General features: G+C 60.8%; 13 protein-coding genes. 10 read left to right on the top strand and 3 right to left on the bottom strand.

Annotation, left to right across the window (positions count from 1 at the left end; translation table 11 throughout):
- Nucleotides 1-292: 292 nt before the first annotated feature.
- Genes JO015_20470 through hisI form a run of 3 tightly spaced genes read right to left on the bottom strand, consistent with a single transcriptional unit; the run spans nucleotide 293 to nucleotide 2,735 of the window.
- Entirely contained in the window at nucleotides 293-862 is a 570-nt protein-coding gene (locus JO015_20470) for an aminodeoxychorismate/anthranilate synthase component II (protein MBW0001477.1), read from the bottom strand.
- Nucleotides 859-2,355 (bottom strand): anthranilate synthase component I, encoded by a 1,497-nt coding sequence (gene trpE, locus JO015_20465; GenBank protein ID MBW0001476.1) that lies wholly within the window; start codon nucleotides 2,353-2,355, stop codon nucleotides 859-861. The genes JO015_20470 and trpE overlap by 4 nt, the downstream gene beginning before the upstream one ends.
- Nucleotides 2,355-2,735: a phosphoribosyl-AMP cyclohydrolase gene (gene hisI, locus JO015_20460; protein MBW0001475.1), complete on the bottom strand. Its 381-nt coding sequence runs from the start codon at nucleotides 2,733-2,735 to the stop codon at nucleotides 2,355-2,357. Before hisI ends, trpE begins: the two co-directional genes overlap by 1 nt.
- Nucleotides 2,736-3,078: 343 nt before the next feature.
- Between hisI and coxB the strand changes: the two genes are divergently transcribed.
- The 10 genes from coxB (at nucleotide 3,079) to JO015_20410 (ending at nucleotide 14,120) form a co-directional block, all read left to right on the top strand.
- Nucleotides 3,079-4,236 (top strand): cytochrome c oxidase subunit II, encoded by a 1,158-nt coding sequence (gene coxB / locus JO015_20455; GenBank protein ID MBW0001474.1) that lies wholly within the window; start codon nucleotides 3,079-3,081, stop codon nucleotides 4,234-4,236.
- A gap of 1 nt (nucleotide 4,237) precedes the next feature.
- Complete coding sequence (ctaD, locus tag JO015_20450; protein ID MBW0001473.1) at nucleotides 4,238-5,935, top strand: cytochrome c oxidase subunit I; 1,698 nt, start codon at nucleotides 4,238-4,240, stop codon at nucleotides 5,933-5,935.
- 102 nt (nucleotides 5,936-6,037) lie between these two features.
- Nucleotides 6,038-6,571: a heme-copper oxidase subunit III gene (locus JO015_20445; protein MBW0001472.1), complete on the top strand. Its 534-nt coding sequence runs from the start codon at nucleotides 6,038-6,040 to the stop codon at nucleotides 6,569-6,571.
- A gap of 21 nt (nucleotides 6,572-6,592) precedes the next feature.
- Entirely contained in the window at nucleotides 6,593-7,504 is a 912-nt protein-coding gene (locus tag JO015_20440) for a hypothetical protein (GenBank protein ID MBW0001471.1), read from the top strand.
- Nucleotides 7,501-8,247 carry a c-type cytochrome gene (locus JO015_20435; protein MBW0001470.1) on the top strand — a complete coding sequence of 249 codons (747 nt, stop codon included), beginning with the start codon at nucleotides 7,501-7,503 and terminating at the stop codon, nucleotides 8,245-8,247. Before JO015_20440 ends, JO015_20435 begins: the two co-directional genes overlap by 4 nt.
- A 9-nt stretch (nucleotides 8,248-8,256) precedes the next feature.
- A complete protein-coding gene (locus tag JO015_20430; protein MBW0001469.1) occupies nucleotides 8,257-8,823 on the top strand; it encodes a ubiquinol-cytochrome c reductase iron-sulfur subunit in 567 nt (188 codons plus the stop codon).
- 11 nt (nucleotides 8,824-8,834) lie between these two features.
- Nucleotides 8,835-10,379, top strand: coding sequence for a cytochrome b N-terminal domain-containing protein (locus tag JO015_20425; protein ID MBW0001468.1), 1,545 nt, complete (start codon nucleotides 8,835-8,837; stop codon nucleotides 10,377-10,379).
- 112 nt (nucleotides 10,380-10,491) lie between these two features.
- Entirely contained in the window at nucleotides 10,492-12,777 is a 2,286-nt protein-coding gene (locus JO015_20420; protein ID MBW0001467.1) for a cytochrome c oxidase assembly protein, read from the top strand.
- Nucleotides 12,774-13,373, top strand: coding sequence for a hypothetical protein (locus JO015_20415; protein ID MBW0001466.1), 600 nt, complete (start codon nucleotides 12,774-12,776; stop codon nucleotides 13,371-13,373). Before JO015_20420 ends, JO015_20415 begins: the two co-directional genes overlap by 4 nt.
- 39 nt (nucleotides 13,374-13,412) lie before the next feature.
- Nucleotides 13,413-14,120: a class I SAM-dependent methyltransferase gene (locus JO015_20410; GenBank protein ID MBW0001465.1), complete on the top strand. Its 708-nt coding sequence runs from the start codon at nucleotides 13,413-13,415 to the stop codon at nucleotides 14,118-14,120.
- The last annotated feature ends 360 nt before the right edge of the window (nucleotides 14,121-14,480 follow it).

The raw sequence follows: 14,480 nt of genomic DNA, 5'->3' as shown, positions 1-14,480 counted from the left end.
TGGGTTTGATCACATCGTGCCTTGCGGGTTGGCCGGCGTTACGATGACCTCGCTAAGCCGGGAATCAGGCCGCGAGGTCAGCATCGGTGAGGTCAAAACCCGGTTCCCCGGGTGTTTTGAACGCGTCTTCGGGGAACCGGTAACGGGTAGCGGGTAGCGGGGAACGGGTAGCGGGGAACGGGTTGGTACGGAGCGGCGGGTGCCGAGCAGGCGGGGATGCCGTCGTCCTATCGGGACGCATGAAACGGAACGGCAGAGGCTCTTTCATTCGGCACTTGGCACCAGTTACTCCTCACCCTCGCATCGCGAGGAAGTTGGCCAGGAGCTTCCGACCCTCGTGGGTGAGGATTGACTCCGGGTGGAATTGCACCCCGTGGACAGGGTGCCGGCGGTGCCGCAGCCCCATAATCTCGCCGTCGGAGGTTTCGGCCAGGATCTCCAGGTCCGGCGGCAGGGTTTCACGCCGGACGATCAATGAATGGTAACGGGTCGCTTCAAACGGGTTCGGCAACCCGGCGAACACGCCATCGCCTTCGTGCAGGATGGGGGAGGTCTTGCCATGCATCAACCGGTCCGCCCGAACGACCTCGCCGCCGTACACGTGCCCGATGCATTGATGTCCGAGGCAGACGCCCAGGATCGGAACGCGCGGGCCGAAATAACGGATCAGGTCGTTACAGATCCCCGTTTCCAGGGGCGTTCCAGGTCCCGGCGATAAACAGATGCGTTCCGGGTCCAACTTTCGGGCCTCATCCAGCGTAATCTCGTCGTTGCGGCGGACGGCCATGCTGGCTCCCAAGTCCCCGAAATACTGGACGAGGTTGTAAGTGAACGAATCGTAATTGTCGATAACCAGCATCATAACAGTTGTTGGGCCCGCTCGATGGCCCGGAACAGGGCCATCGCCTTGTTCACGCTCTCCTGATATTCGCCTTCCGGGGTGGAGTCCGCAACCACGCCGCCGCCGGCTTGCACGTAGGCCATGCCGTCTTTCATGACCACCGTCCGGAGGGCGATACAGGAATCGAGGTTCCCATCGAAACCGAAATAGCCGATCGCCCCGGAGTAGACGGCGCGTTTGGCTTTTTCGAACTCATTGATGAGCTGCATGGCCCGCACTTTGGGGGCACCCGAGACCGTGCCGGCGGGAAAGGTGGCGCGCATGACGTCGTAGGCGTCCCGGCCTTCCTGCAGACAGCCGGCCACGTGCGAGACGATGTGCATCACATGGCTGTAGCGCTCGATGGTCATCAGGTCGGAAACCTTGACTGAACCGTAATCGCAGATCCGGCCGACGTCGTTCCGCGCCAGGTCAACCAGCATGACGTGTTCGGCACGCTCTTTGGGGTCGCACAGGAGTTCCTCCGCAAGTTTCTGATCTTCCTCCAGAGTTGCGCCCCGCCGGCGGGTACCCGCCAGGGGCCGGATCTCCACTTTCCGTCCCTGGAGGCGCACGTGCACCTCGGGTGAACTTCCGACCAGCGCGAAACGCTCGCCCAGACGCAGGCAGAACAGGTAGGGCGACGGGTTCACGAAGCGAAGCGCGCGATATAACGCCAGCGGATCACCCCGAAAAGGCGCTTCGAAACGCTGCGAAGGCACAATCTGGAAGATGTCACCGGCCCGGATATGCTCTTTGGCCCGCTCCACCATCTCGTAAAATTCCTCACGGGTGGTGTTGCTGACCGGCTGCAGCGAGGCGGGGATCGGTGCGGCGTTCATCAACCGGCTGGACGTCGGCGCCTGCAGCCGGCCGATGATCCCATGAACCCTCGCCCCCGCCTCCCGGTAAGCCGTTTCCGGGTCCTGATCCTCCAGGAGGGCGAGCGCCACGATCTTCAGGCGACGGAACCGGTGATCGAAAACCAGGAAGTTGTCGGTGATCATGAACACCGAATCCGGCAGTTGCAGGGTATCCGCCGGCGGCGGCGATACCGTCGGCTCAAAGAAACGGACCACATCGAAACCGATGTAGCCGACGGCGCCCCCTGCAAAAGGCGGCAAATTCGGGAGGGACACCGCACGGTAGCGTCCCATCAGGCGTTTAACCTCCGTCAGCGGGTCTGAATTCGTGATAAAACGCTCCTCGCGTCCGTTTTCTTCAATCAGGATTTCGGCGCCACGGCTTTCGAAGTAGACCCGCGGCTGGCTGCCCAGGATCGAATACCGCCCGACATGGTCGTTCAGTTCGGCCGATTCGAAGAGAAAAGAGCGCCGGCCGTCATCGATTTTTTCAAGCACGCTGAGCGGAGTCTCGTAATCGGCCACGAACTCCGTATAGACGGGGACCAGGTTGCCCTGTTTGGCCAGTTCGGCAAACTCCGCAAACGACGGGTACAACGGGTGCGGATTCATCAGCGGTACACAGCCTCCGGCTCAAACACCTTGGATTCCCGGACCGGCAAGGGGTTTCCTTCACGATCCAGTTCCTGGAAAAAGCAGGACCGGTAACCGGTATGGCACGCACCGGCGACCTGTTCCACCTCGAACAATAAGGCATCCCGATCGCAATCGGCAAACCAGCGTTGCACCCGCTGAGTGTGGCCGCTGCTTTCGCCTTTGAGCCACAGTTTGCGGCGCGAGCGGCTCCAGTAATGCATCAGGCCGGTTTCGAGGGTGCGCGCGAGGGCTTCGCGGTTCATCCAGGCCATCATCAACACCCGGCCGGGCGGCCGGCTTTCCCGCACGATCGCCGGGATCAAACCGTCCGGATCAAACTTGAATTCTAGGTTCATTGCGTCGGTTCAAAAGCTCTACCGCAACCGGCGGGAGGGAGCAAGGGCGGCACCCCGGGCAAAATCTTCCTTCATTGCATAAGCCGGAAACGGCCTCTCCAACGAACAGAAGGGGAAATCCGGCGTACCGGGACCAGTTGGGCTGGTCAAAAATTGAAAAGGGTAACGTAAAAAAAAGCTGGACGAATGGCGCTGGTTCATCCCTTTTTCAGTATCTACTTAGGTCCGCAGTTTTCCCCCCGTCCCGCCCCCACGATCTGTAAAAAGGGACGAAGAAGTATTAGAAAAACTTATGGTTCGATAATATAGGAAGAGAACACCACGAAGCCATGGAGCGAGCCGAATGAATTGCGTTGATACCCAGGGCCTTTTGGGAGAGCGCTTGAGCAGGTCGACCGGCGTCAGTCAGGAGCGGTGTCAGAAGGGCAAACTTCGAAAACTTTTTCCGGGTGGACCGCCCCCGGCCCGCTCCGGGGCAGGTTTGGTGACCTTGCTCTGGCTGGCGCAGGGGGCTTCGGCGTGGGCGCAGGGTTCAAGCCTGCCGATGCGTCCGATCCAGAACATTTTCGAGCCGCACTCGGGTCCGGCCGATACGTTGATGCAGATCGCGGTGCTGACGATGGTCATCTGCGCCGGTATATTTCTGATCGTCGGGGGCCTGACCGTGTACGCCATCTGGCGCTACCGGCGGCGCGGCCCCGAAGACGACAATGCTGAGCCGCCGCAGGTTTACGGCAGCGCGGCGATCGAACTGGCCTGGGCGGTGCCGCCGATTTTGATCGTGGTGGTGCTGGCTCTGGTCACAGCCCGAACCATCGGCGAGCTTCGCGCGCCGCGGAGCAACCCGAACGACCTCCAGGTCGTGGTGGTCGGCCACCGGTACTGGTGGGAATTCCGTTACCCGAAAGAGGACATCGTCACCGCCAACGAATTGCACGTTCCGGTCGATGACCGGAAGACCGGCGAGGTCACGCAACTGATCCTGCATTCGGCTGATACGAACCATGGTTTCTGGGTACCTGAACTGGGAGGCAAAAGCTGGTTGGTACCCAACTACGAAAACACGATGTTCATCCAGCCGTGGGATGCCGGCGTTTACCTGGGCAACTGCACGGTGTTGTGCGGCGACCAGCACGCCAACATGCTCATCCGCGTCATCGTTGAATCGAAGGAGGATTTTCAAAAGTGGGTTGCGGACCAGAAGCAGGTTCCACCCCAAAACTCGACTGCCGACCAGGGCAAAAGGCAGTTTATAGATAATTCCTGCGGCAGCTGCCATCGTATTACCGGAACCGTAGCCGACGGCGTGTTCGGACCGGACCTTACCCACTTCGCCAGCCGGCAGACGCTGGGCTCGGGGGTTGCCCCGAACGATGATGCCAACCTGCGCTCCTGGCTGCAGGACCCGCAGGTGCTCAAGCCGGGCTGCCTGATGCCTAACATGAAGCTCAAAGAAGCCCAGGTGGAGCAAATCCTAGCCTACCTCAAGACCCTTAAATAACATGGCAAACGGAACCAGTACGATTGAAGTCGGGACGGAGGAGTTTCCGGCACTTCCCGGCCAGGAGAAAGGAACCCTGACCGGTTGGGTCAACGACCTCGTCTTCACCGTCGACCACAAAAAGCTAGGGCTGCTGTACATCGGCACAGCCTGGTTGTTTTTCGTGGCCGGCGGGATCATGGCAACCTTGATTCGGCTGCAGGTGGCGCTGCCGGGCAACCATTTGGTCAACCCCGAAACCTTCAACGCCCTGTTCACCATGCACGGCACGATCATGATTTTCTTCGTGGCGATGCCGCTGATTTTCGGGTTTGCCAATTATATCGTGCCGTTGCAGATCGGGGCGCGCGACATGGCGTTTCCGCGGCTGAACGCCTTCTCTTTCTGGCTCACGTTTTTCGGCGGGTGCCTGCTTCTGCTGAGTTACGTGACCGGGCCGAGCCTTTACGCGGCCGGCGGGCCGCCCGAGGTGGCCTGGTTTGCCCTTGCCCCGCTGAGCTCGCGCGCTTTCTACCCGGGGCCGAGCGTGGATTACTGGTCGTTGGCCCTGCTGGTGAGCGGTATCGGCAGCGTGACGGGCGGCATCAACATCATGACGACCATCTTCTGTTACCGGACCAAGGGCATGACGCTCTACCGGATGCCGCTGTTTACCTGGCTGAGCCTGACGACCATGTTTCTCGTGGTCGTCTTCCTGCCGCCGTTGTCCGCCGCGCAGATCATGCTCCTGCTGCAACGTTACCTGGGCGCGAAGTTTTTCGAGCCGCTGGCGGGCGGTTCGCCGATCCTCTGGCAGCACTTCTTCTGGATATTCGGTCACCCGGAAGTGTACATCCTGGTGCTGCCGGCCTTCGGCATCCTGAACGAAGTGGTGCCGGTTTTTTCCCGCAAACCGATCTTCGGCTACCCCATGATGGTGGCGGCCAGCGTCCTGATCGGGTTTGTCAGCGCCGGGGTCTGGGCTCACCACATGTTCACGGTTGGCCTCAACTCCTTCAGCGTCACCTTCTTTGCGTTTGCGACCATGGTGATTGCGATCCCCACCGGTCTGAAGATCTTCAACTGGCTGGGGACCATGTGGGGCGGCAAGATTCGCTTTGAAGTGCCGATGCTCTTCTCCATCGCTTTCATCCTGCAATTCCTGATTGCCGGGCTGACGGGCATCATGCTGGGTGTAGCACCGTATGACTGGCAGTTGAACGACTCCTACTTCGTCATAGCGCATTTCCATTACGTGATTGTGGGCGGCATCGTGATGGCCATCTTTTCCGGCACCTACTTCTGGTACCCGAAAGCCTTCGGCCGGATGCTGGACCACCGGCTTGGCCTGTGGCATTTCTGGCTCTTCACGATCGGCTTCCACCTGACGTTCGACCCGCAGCACTTCGCGGGCATTCTGGGTATGCCGCGGCGCATCTACACTTACCAGCCGGGCCGGGGCTGGGAGATCTGGAACCTGCTGTCGACGATCGGCGCACTGATTCAGGGGGTAGCCTCGGTCATCTTCATCTTCAACCTTTTCTGGTCAGCCTGGCGCGGCAAGAAGGCCGGGGAGGATCCATGGGACGCGTGGACGCTCGAGTGGGCCACCACTTCTCCGCCGCCGGATTACAACTTCGAGACCTTGCCCGAAGTGCGCAGCCGCCGTCCGCTTTGGGATCTCAAACATCCGGAAGATCCCGACTGGAAGTTCGAGTAACCACCAGGGAACAATCAAGGGAGCAGACAAGTGAGCAACGCAGCAGCTGAAAACCCCGTAAACGTCGCCGAATGGACCCTGCCGTCTCCCCGTAAAGTGGGGATGACGCTGGTGATTCTGACCGAATCGGCGCTATTCACCATATTCGTGGTAGCATACGTCTACTACATGGGCAAAAGCCTGAGCGGCCCGTACCCGCATGAAGTGCTGGAACTACCGATCCTCGGCAGCATCATGCTGTTCGGCAGCAGCGGCACCATCGTGAGGGCCGAGCACTGGCTCAAGCACAACAACCTGCCTCGGTTCCACCTGTGGTGGGGCGTGACCGTCCTGCTGGGCCTCGGTTTTCTTGTTTATACGGGGATGGAGTGGAACAAGCTGATCTACCGGGAGCACCTGACCCTCAACAGCAACCTGTTCGGGTCGACCTATTATTCGCTGGTCGGTTTACACGCGAGCCACGTGGTGGTCGGGGCGCTCCTTCTATCGATGGTCCTGATCGCCTCGCTGCGCGGGTCCATCCAGCACCGGCACCACGAGCATATCGAAATGATTTCCTGGTACTGGCATTTCGTCGATGCCGTCTGGGTGGTGGTTTTAACCGTCGTTTACATCATCAGCCCGAGAGTTTACTAGCAAGCACCTGGAAGATTCCCGATGGACCCTGAACAATACACGCTCGCGCAGGCGAAGAAGGAGACGCACCCGGAGGCGTCAGCGCATTCTTCTCACGACGAACATCATGGGCACGAACATGAAGACGGCGTTGAACTGCCGCTTCCCACCGCATGGCCGATCATAGCGGCCTTGGGCGTCACCCTGCTCGCGCTCGGGGTGGTGACCCAACTATTCGTGTCGCTGGTGGGTCTTCTGGTCGGATTGGCCGGTGCGATCGGCTGGTTCCGCGATGTCTTCCCGGTGCCGAAGCACGAGATTTCACCTTACGCCGCGGTGCGGGCTGCGCCCATAAAGGTTTCGCCGCGCAGCGTGAGCGCGATTGAGATGAGTGGAGGATCGCACCGGACTTATTACCCGGTCAAGGTTCACCGGTATTCGGCAGGGGTCAAGGGCGGCCTGGCGGGAGGGGCCGCCATGGCAATCCTGGCCATGCTGTACGGGTTGGTGGCGCAACACAGCATCTGGTATCCGATCAACCTGCTCTCAGCGGCGGCTTTGCCGTCAATGACGGATGCCACGGTGCAAACCCTGGACCAATTTCACATCGGCGCCTTCCTGGTCGCGGTGATTTCCCACGGGATTATTTGCGTTATGGTCGGACTGCTCTATACCGTTCTGCTGCCGATGCTGCCGGCCCGTTTTGAATGGCTCTGGGGCGGTATCGTGACGCCCCTGATCTGGACGGCGCTTCTCGCGCCGATCTTCGACATCATCAACCCGGCGCTCGCAGAGCACGTCAATTGGTTTTGGTTCGTAATCTGCCAGGTTTCCTTCGGGGTGGTCGGCGGGTACGTGGTGTACAAGTCTGCAAAGGTCGAGACGATGCAGTCCTGGTCGCTGGCGGCCCGGCTGGGTGTCCACGCCATGGAAACCGAGCGGAAGGAACCATGAAGAAATATTTTGGGCGGCAGCACTTTCTTTGCGGCCTGGCGGGCCTCGCCTGCCTGACGGTCACGGGCTGCGGCCGGTTCCCCGGCCAACCCCGGCCGGAAGACCGATGGAAACCGCCGAGCTCAATCACTGAGTTTACTACCCTGTACCAGACTAACTGCCGGGCCTGCCACAGCGATGGGAAGGATTTGACTCCGTCGATCGCGATGAACAATCCGCTCTACCTGGCGGTGATTCCGCGCGACGTCCTGCGCAAAGTGGTTTCCGAGGGGGTCCAAAATTCATTGATGCCGGGATTTGAGGAAGGGCATAACGGAGATCTGACGGCCGAGCAGATGGACTCACTGGTGAACGGCATCTACGACTGGGCGAAAAACGGTGCGCCGGCGGCCGGGACAGCCCTTCCGCCCTATTCTGCGCCTCCGGCCGACGCCGGCCGGGGCGGAACGGCGTTCAAGACCTACTGTGCAAGCTGCCATAATGAGGATGGCAACGGCGGCAAGGGCGGGTCGGTGGTGAATTCCGACTACCTGCACCTGGTCAGCGACCAGTACCTGCGGTCCGTCGTGATTGCCGGGCGGCCGGAACTCGGGATGCCGAACTACCAACAACTGGTGCCGAACAAGCCGATGTCGCCGGAGGAAATTTCGGACGTGGTGGCCTGGCTGATTTCACACCGCCAACGGACCAGCCCGGAGCTCGTCGAGGCGGGCGCCCCGGGGCCGACACCCATAACTCACTAGTTCCCATTTATGGATCCGGATCACGATCACGATCACGATATAAACGAGCATACACCGCCCCCGGGGATCCGGGCCGACTCCCCCTCACGCCGTGATTTTTTGTTCGGGCTGGGGGTCGGATTAAACGCGATTGCCGCGGCGATGGTAGGCGTGCCCCTGATCGGCTTTGTGCTTGCCAGCTTCAGGAAGCCGCCTCCTACCTGGATTTCGCTTGGATCGCTTTCCCAGTTCCCTGAGAACACCACCCGCATGGCATCTTTCACCAATCCGGGTGCCCGCCCCGAGGACGGCCCGACGGCCCACATTCCGGTCTGGGTTCGACGGTTGGCGCAGAATGAAATCACCGTGTTTGCGGTGAATTGCACGCATTTGGGCTGCCCGGTGCGTTGGTTCGAAGAGTCGAAGCTTTTTCTCTGCCCGTGCCATGGAGGCGCATTTTACGCCGACGGCGAACACGCCGCCGGGCCGCCGCCGCGCCCGCTTTACAAGTACGAGTCCAAGATCGAAAACGGTGAACTGCAGATCAACGGCGGTTACCTGCCCACCATCGCCCATCCGCTCAGTCCGAAAGCATAGCCAACGTTATGATGAACGCGCTTCGAAATGCCGCGAATTGGTTGGACCGGCGACTCCACCTCGTCAAGCTTTGGGAACAGACGGCGGGTCACCCTGTGCCGGTGAGCACCGGGAGCTGGTTTTATACCTTCGGAAGCATGACGACGCTGTGCCTTGTGATGCAGCTCGTCACCGGTATCCTGCTCGCTTTCGTCTACGTTCCGTCCGCGGCCGAGTCCTATCAGACGTTGGAAACGCTGAACTTCATTACGCCCCTGGGCTGGTTCATGCGCGGAATGCACTACTGGGGTTCCAACATGATGGTGATCATGATGGCTCTGCACATGACGCAGGTGTTCCTCTGGGGCGCTTACAAGTACCCGCGCGAACTCACCTGGATCACCGGCGTCGTGTTGTTGCTGGTCACCTTGGGGATGGCGTTTACGGGCCAGGTGATGCGCTGGGATGCCGACGCGTACTGGGGCGTAGGCATCGGGGCGGCGATCATGGGGCGCGTCCCAGTCATCGGGGGTGACCTTGTCAGCCTGTTGTTAGGGGGGCCTATTATCGGGAGTGAAACGCTCAGCCGCTTCTTCGCGCTGCACGTCTTCATCATCCCGGGGACTTTGCTGGCGATGCTGGCGGTGCACCTCCGGCTGGTGCTCGGCAAGGGCATTAATGAAGTGCCCGCGCCCGGCGTCCAGGTCCGAAGGGCGACGTACGACAAATTTTACCACCGGGTTTTGCGTGACCAGGGCGCCCCGTTTGTGCCGGACGTGGTCAGTAAGGACCTGGTGGCGAACGGGCTGCTGTTAATCGCCATCGTTTGCCTGGCGTTATTCGTGGGACCTAAAGGTCCTGCGATCCCGGCGCAGCCTAACCTGGTCATTTCCGAGGCCAAGCCGGACTTTCCGTTCCTGTGGCTCTTGTCGGCGGCGGCCCTGCTGCCGAACGGCTCGGAATACGTGCTTTTCTTTGTAATGCCGGTGATCGCCATCGGCATATTGTTCCTGTTGCCCTTTGTCTGCGGCGAAGGCGAAAAAAACTGGCGCCGCCGCCCGGTCTCGATCATTGCGGTAATTCTGATTTATCTGACGATCGGGATGCTGACCTATGCTGGGATGACCGGGCCGTGGTCGCCGCACATGGAAGCGTGGTCCAACAACCTGCTTCCGCCGGATTTGCTCAAAGACCGTACGCCGGTCGAACTGGCGGGCGCGGTGGTATTCCAGAACAAGCAATGCCGGAACTGTCATGCGGTCGGTGAGGATGGCGGCCAGCGGGGTCCTAACCTGACCCGCATTGGGACCCGAATGACGCAGCCCCAACTGGTCCGGCAGGTGATTCAGGGCGGCGGCAACATGCCGGCGTACGGAAACACCCTTTCGCAGGAGGAGGTCCGCTGTCTGGTCGCGTACCTCGCCTCGTTGCACCCACGCAACGAGATCCCGGCGCGTGACCCGGAAATTCCGTCGAAGGGTTACCGTGCGGGCGAACCGGCCGGCCTGCAACCGGTGAAGAACGCGCCGCCGCCGCCCGGGGTTGAACAACCGCCCCGGGCCGATCACCACGACTGAGATCCCCTTTTTTTCAACGACCGCGCGGGCTGAGAACCGCCCGCGCGGTTTTTGCATTTTCGCGGGGCAGTGGCAATAGGGTAAGCGGGTCCTGGCAGCCCGCAGAGTTTCAATGGATGTAAACGACGCGATTTATGGTTCATGGTCTTTCCGCCTTGAGCCGGTCCTGCTGCTGTTTTTAGCCGGCGTGGTTTACCTGCGCGGCTGGTTCAGGGTCCGCCGGCTTGCGCCGGGACGCTTTGACGGTTGGCGTTTGTGCTGTTTCGAAGGCGGGTTGTTCACGGTTTTCATCGCCATTTGTTCACCCCTGGACGCATTCGGCAGCCTTTTGCTGCAGGTTCACATGGTGCAGCACCTGCTCCTGATGATGGTGGCCCCTGCCCTCCTCCTGCTCGGGCAGCCGTACTTGCCGCTGCTCAGCGGAATGCCGCGCTGGCTGGCGCGCGACGTCGCCGGACCGCTGCTCACCAGCCCGTGGCTCAAACAAGCCGGACGCCGGCTGACGCATCCGGCCGTTTGCTGGCTGGCGTACGTTGCCGCGACTTTGCTTTGGCACCTGCCCCCCTTTTACGAACTGACGCTGCACTCATCAGCGTGGCACGAGTTCGAGCACGCCTGCTTTCTGACCACCGCCCTCTTGTTCTGGTGGCCCGTGATCCAGCCCTGGCCGAGCCGGCCGCGCTGGCCGCGCTGGGCGATGATTCCATACCTGCTCCTCGCCGATTTTGAGAACACCGCGCTGTCCGCCTTCCTGAGTTTTTACGACCGGGTCCTTTACCCCACTTACGAACGGGTGCCCCGGCTGGGCAACATCAGCGCAGTCTCAGATCAAAACATCGCCGGCGCCATCATGTGGGTGCCGGGATCTCTCCTCTTTCTGATTCCGGCCGGCGTTATCGCCTGGCAATTTCTTTCGCCGCCGCGGCGCTATCGCCCGATGCCGGTCCCGGCCGGGTCTTCTCTTTCCCCGGCGCGGTATCCGTCCGGGCCGCGCCGAACGGATCTTCTGCGCTTACCCTATCTCGGCCGGGTGCTGAAATCGCTGGTCACACGGCGCGTGATCCAGTCTGTTTTGTTCCTGCTGGCGGCAGCGATCGTTGCCGACGGGTTTTTCGGCCCGCAGGTTGCGCCCTTGAACCTTGCCGGGGTGCTGCCCTGGATACACTGGCGAGGCTTCACCGTCATCGCCCTCGTCCTGCTCGGAAACGTGTTTTGTTATGCGTGCCCTTTCACGTTCCTGCGGGACATAGGACGCAAATTTCTGCCCGCCGACCGGAACTGGCCGCGGGCGTTGCGGTCGAAATGGATTGCCGTCCTGCTCCTGGCCATTTACTTGTGGGCCTACGAGGCATTTTCTCTCTGGAACAGCCCTTGGCTGACCGCGTGGATCATCGTCGGGTATTTTACTGCGGCCTTCGTGATCGACGGCATCTTCCGGGGCGCGAGCTTCTGCAAATACGTCTGTCCGATCGGGCAGTTCCATTTTTTCCAGGCTTGGTTTTCACCCTTCGAAGTCCGGGTGCGCACGCCTGACGTCTGCCGGGATTGCCGGTCGCACGCCTGTATCCGCGGCGACAAAATACAGCGCGGTTGCGAACTCCGCCTCTTCCAACCCCGCAAGCAAAGCAACCAGGATTGTACGTTCTGCCTGGATTGCGTCCGAGCCTGCCCGCACGACAATGTCGGCGTGATCGCGGTCAAACCGGCTGCCGCGCTCGGCCACGATCTTTCGACATCCGGCGTTGGGAAGATAAGCCGGCGCCTCGACCTGCTGGCGATTTTCACGGTGCTGATTTTCGGCGCTTACGCCAATGCCGCGGCGATGGTTAGCCCCGTGGCCGGTTTTCTCGAATGGTTCCGCCTTAGCTTCGGTTTGCTCCCCTACCCCGTGGCGGTGGCATGGTTTTACGTCGTCCTGGTGATGGTTCTTCCCGGGGTTCTGCTCGGCGCGTGCGGCTGGATAAGCCAAACCTTCGGAAACTGCCGTCTGGCGATTAAGGACATCATCTCACAGTTTCTGGTCGATCTGGCACCCCTGGGGGCGGCGATGTGGCTTGCCCACTTCATGTTTCACCTGTTCGCGGCCTCGCACGCGCCGATTCCCATTTTGCAGAGGATCCTTACCGACCTGCACTGGCTTCCGGCGAATCTGCCGGCGTGGCACCCGCGGAGCTGGGCTTTTCCGGAATGGCTGGACGTTGAGTTTTTCCTGCTGGATCTCGGCTTCCTGGTATCACTCCTTGGCCTCTGGCGGACGGCGCGCCGGCTCGGCGGGACCGGCTCAGGGGCGGCGCTGCGGCTTGCCCTCCCGTGGATGGGCGCGGCGCTGGTGTTGTTTGCCGCAGGCGTTTGGATCCTTTTTCAGCCGATGCAGATGCGCGGGTTAATGATGCAATGAAGTCGAGGATCCAACGTCTGGCCGGCTTTTGCCTCGTGTGGTTTGTCCTGACCGGTACCTGCCGGGCCGACGGCGGCACCGTTCAGTTTACCGCGATACGCCAAGGCCTGCAGGTGTCGGTCTTTACGGATCCGGGCATTCCTTCAGCCGGACCGCTTGATCTCAGCGTGCTGGTCCAGGATGCCGCTACCCACGCCGCGATTTTAGACGCAGAGGTCCGCGCAACCCTGGCGCCTGAAACGCCGAAAGCCCTGCCTGCCTCCGCCTGGGCTCCGCCCCTCTGCGCAGCGAACAGCACTTCCAACCTGCAATCTTTCCAACTCGATCATCGCGCGGCTCAGAACCGGTTGTATTACGCTGCCCTGGTGCAGATTCCTGCAGCGGGTAGATGGCGCCTGGAGGTGGACGTACTACGGCGAGGCACCCAGGCCGTTTCGATCGAGGGTGCCCTGCAAGTGGCTGACCAGGTTGCGCCCTGGACGAGCTACTGGCACCTGTTCCTGTTTCCGCCACTCGCGATCGGATTGTTCGTGGCCGTCCAGTCCCGCCGCTCCGCACGACGCACACCGCAAGGCGCCTCTTCGGAAATCGCTTGATTGCGGGGTTGAATTGTACGACCACCGCCGTCTCGATTCATGAAACTCCGGCACAAACTTTCCAAGCTCCTCGACGGCACCGCACTCCAGAGTTTTCAAAACTTGATTTACCGCCGTTTGCATCCGATTCGGATCGAGGACGTTCTGGCCGGGGTTGATCAGGCTGCCCTGACGCGGATCCGTGAGAAATACTCGGTTCCGGGTGAACTAACGCATTGGCCCAAGTACGTCGACGCACCGCGATGGCTGCGGTTGAACATCAAGCGCGCGCAGGAACTGCGTTTGAATACGCGCCGGCACCCGTTGCGCATCCTCGACCTGGGCAGTGGAGGCGGCTACTTTCTGCTCGTCAGCCGGTTTTTGGGACATTCGGGAATGGGTTTGGATATCGATGATCCCCCGATGTACGGTGAAATGTTCGAGGCTTTCCGACTTCCCCGCGTCGTTTGGACAATCACAGCGTTCGAACCGTTGCCTGATCTGGGTGATCGCTTCGACCTGGTGACGGCCTTCTCGATTTGCTTCAACGAACACAAAAGACCCGGCGTCTGGGGCCCGGAACCATGGCGATTTTTATTGCAGGACCTGAAAAAGCGTTTCCTGAAACCGTCCGGCGAAATTTTTCTCGGTCTAAACCCCGAACCGGATGGAACCTTTTATACGCCTGGCTTGCGCGAGTTTTTCTTAGCCCGAGGCGCAACGATCGATCGGTCCAAGGTCTGGTTCAAAAGGATCGACCGCCTCTGATCACACGGTCACACGGCGGGCACAGCGGGTGTGGCGGGCACAACGTAAGAGTTCACACGGCGAACACGGCGAGCCACGGCGACCACGGCGGGAAGAGGGGGAGAGAGTTCGGAGTTCGGAGTTCGGAGGCGTCGTAGAACCGGGTCCGATCTCCCCCGAGGGTCAGACTCACCCGGCGGGAAGACGGAATCATCCGCAGAACACGCAGAGAACGCAGAAACAGATCCACGAAACCGGAGCTTGACATCGGCATCTCGCCCCCATGATGCCGCTCCGAACTCCGAACTCCGAACTCCGAACTCCGAACTCCGAACTCCGAACTCCGAACTCCGAACTCCGAACTCCGAACTCCGAACTCCG

It is taken from the genome of Verrucomicrobiota bacterium, assembly GCA_019247695.1.
Lineage (GTDB): Bacteria > Verrucomicrobiota > Verrucomicrobiia > Chthoniobacterales > JAFAMB01 > JAFBAP01.
This window is presented reverse-complemented; position numbering and strand designations above follow the sequence as displayed.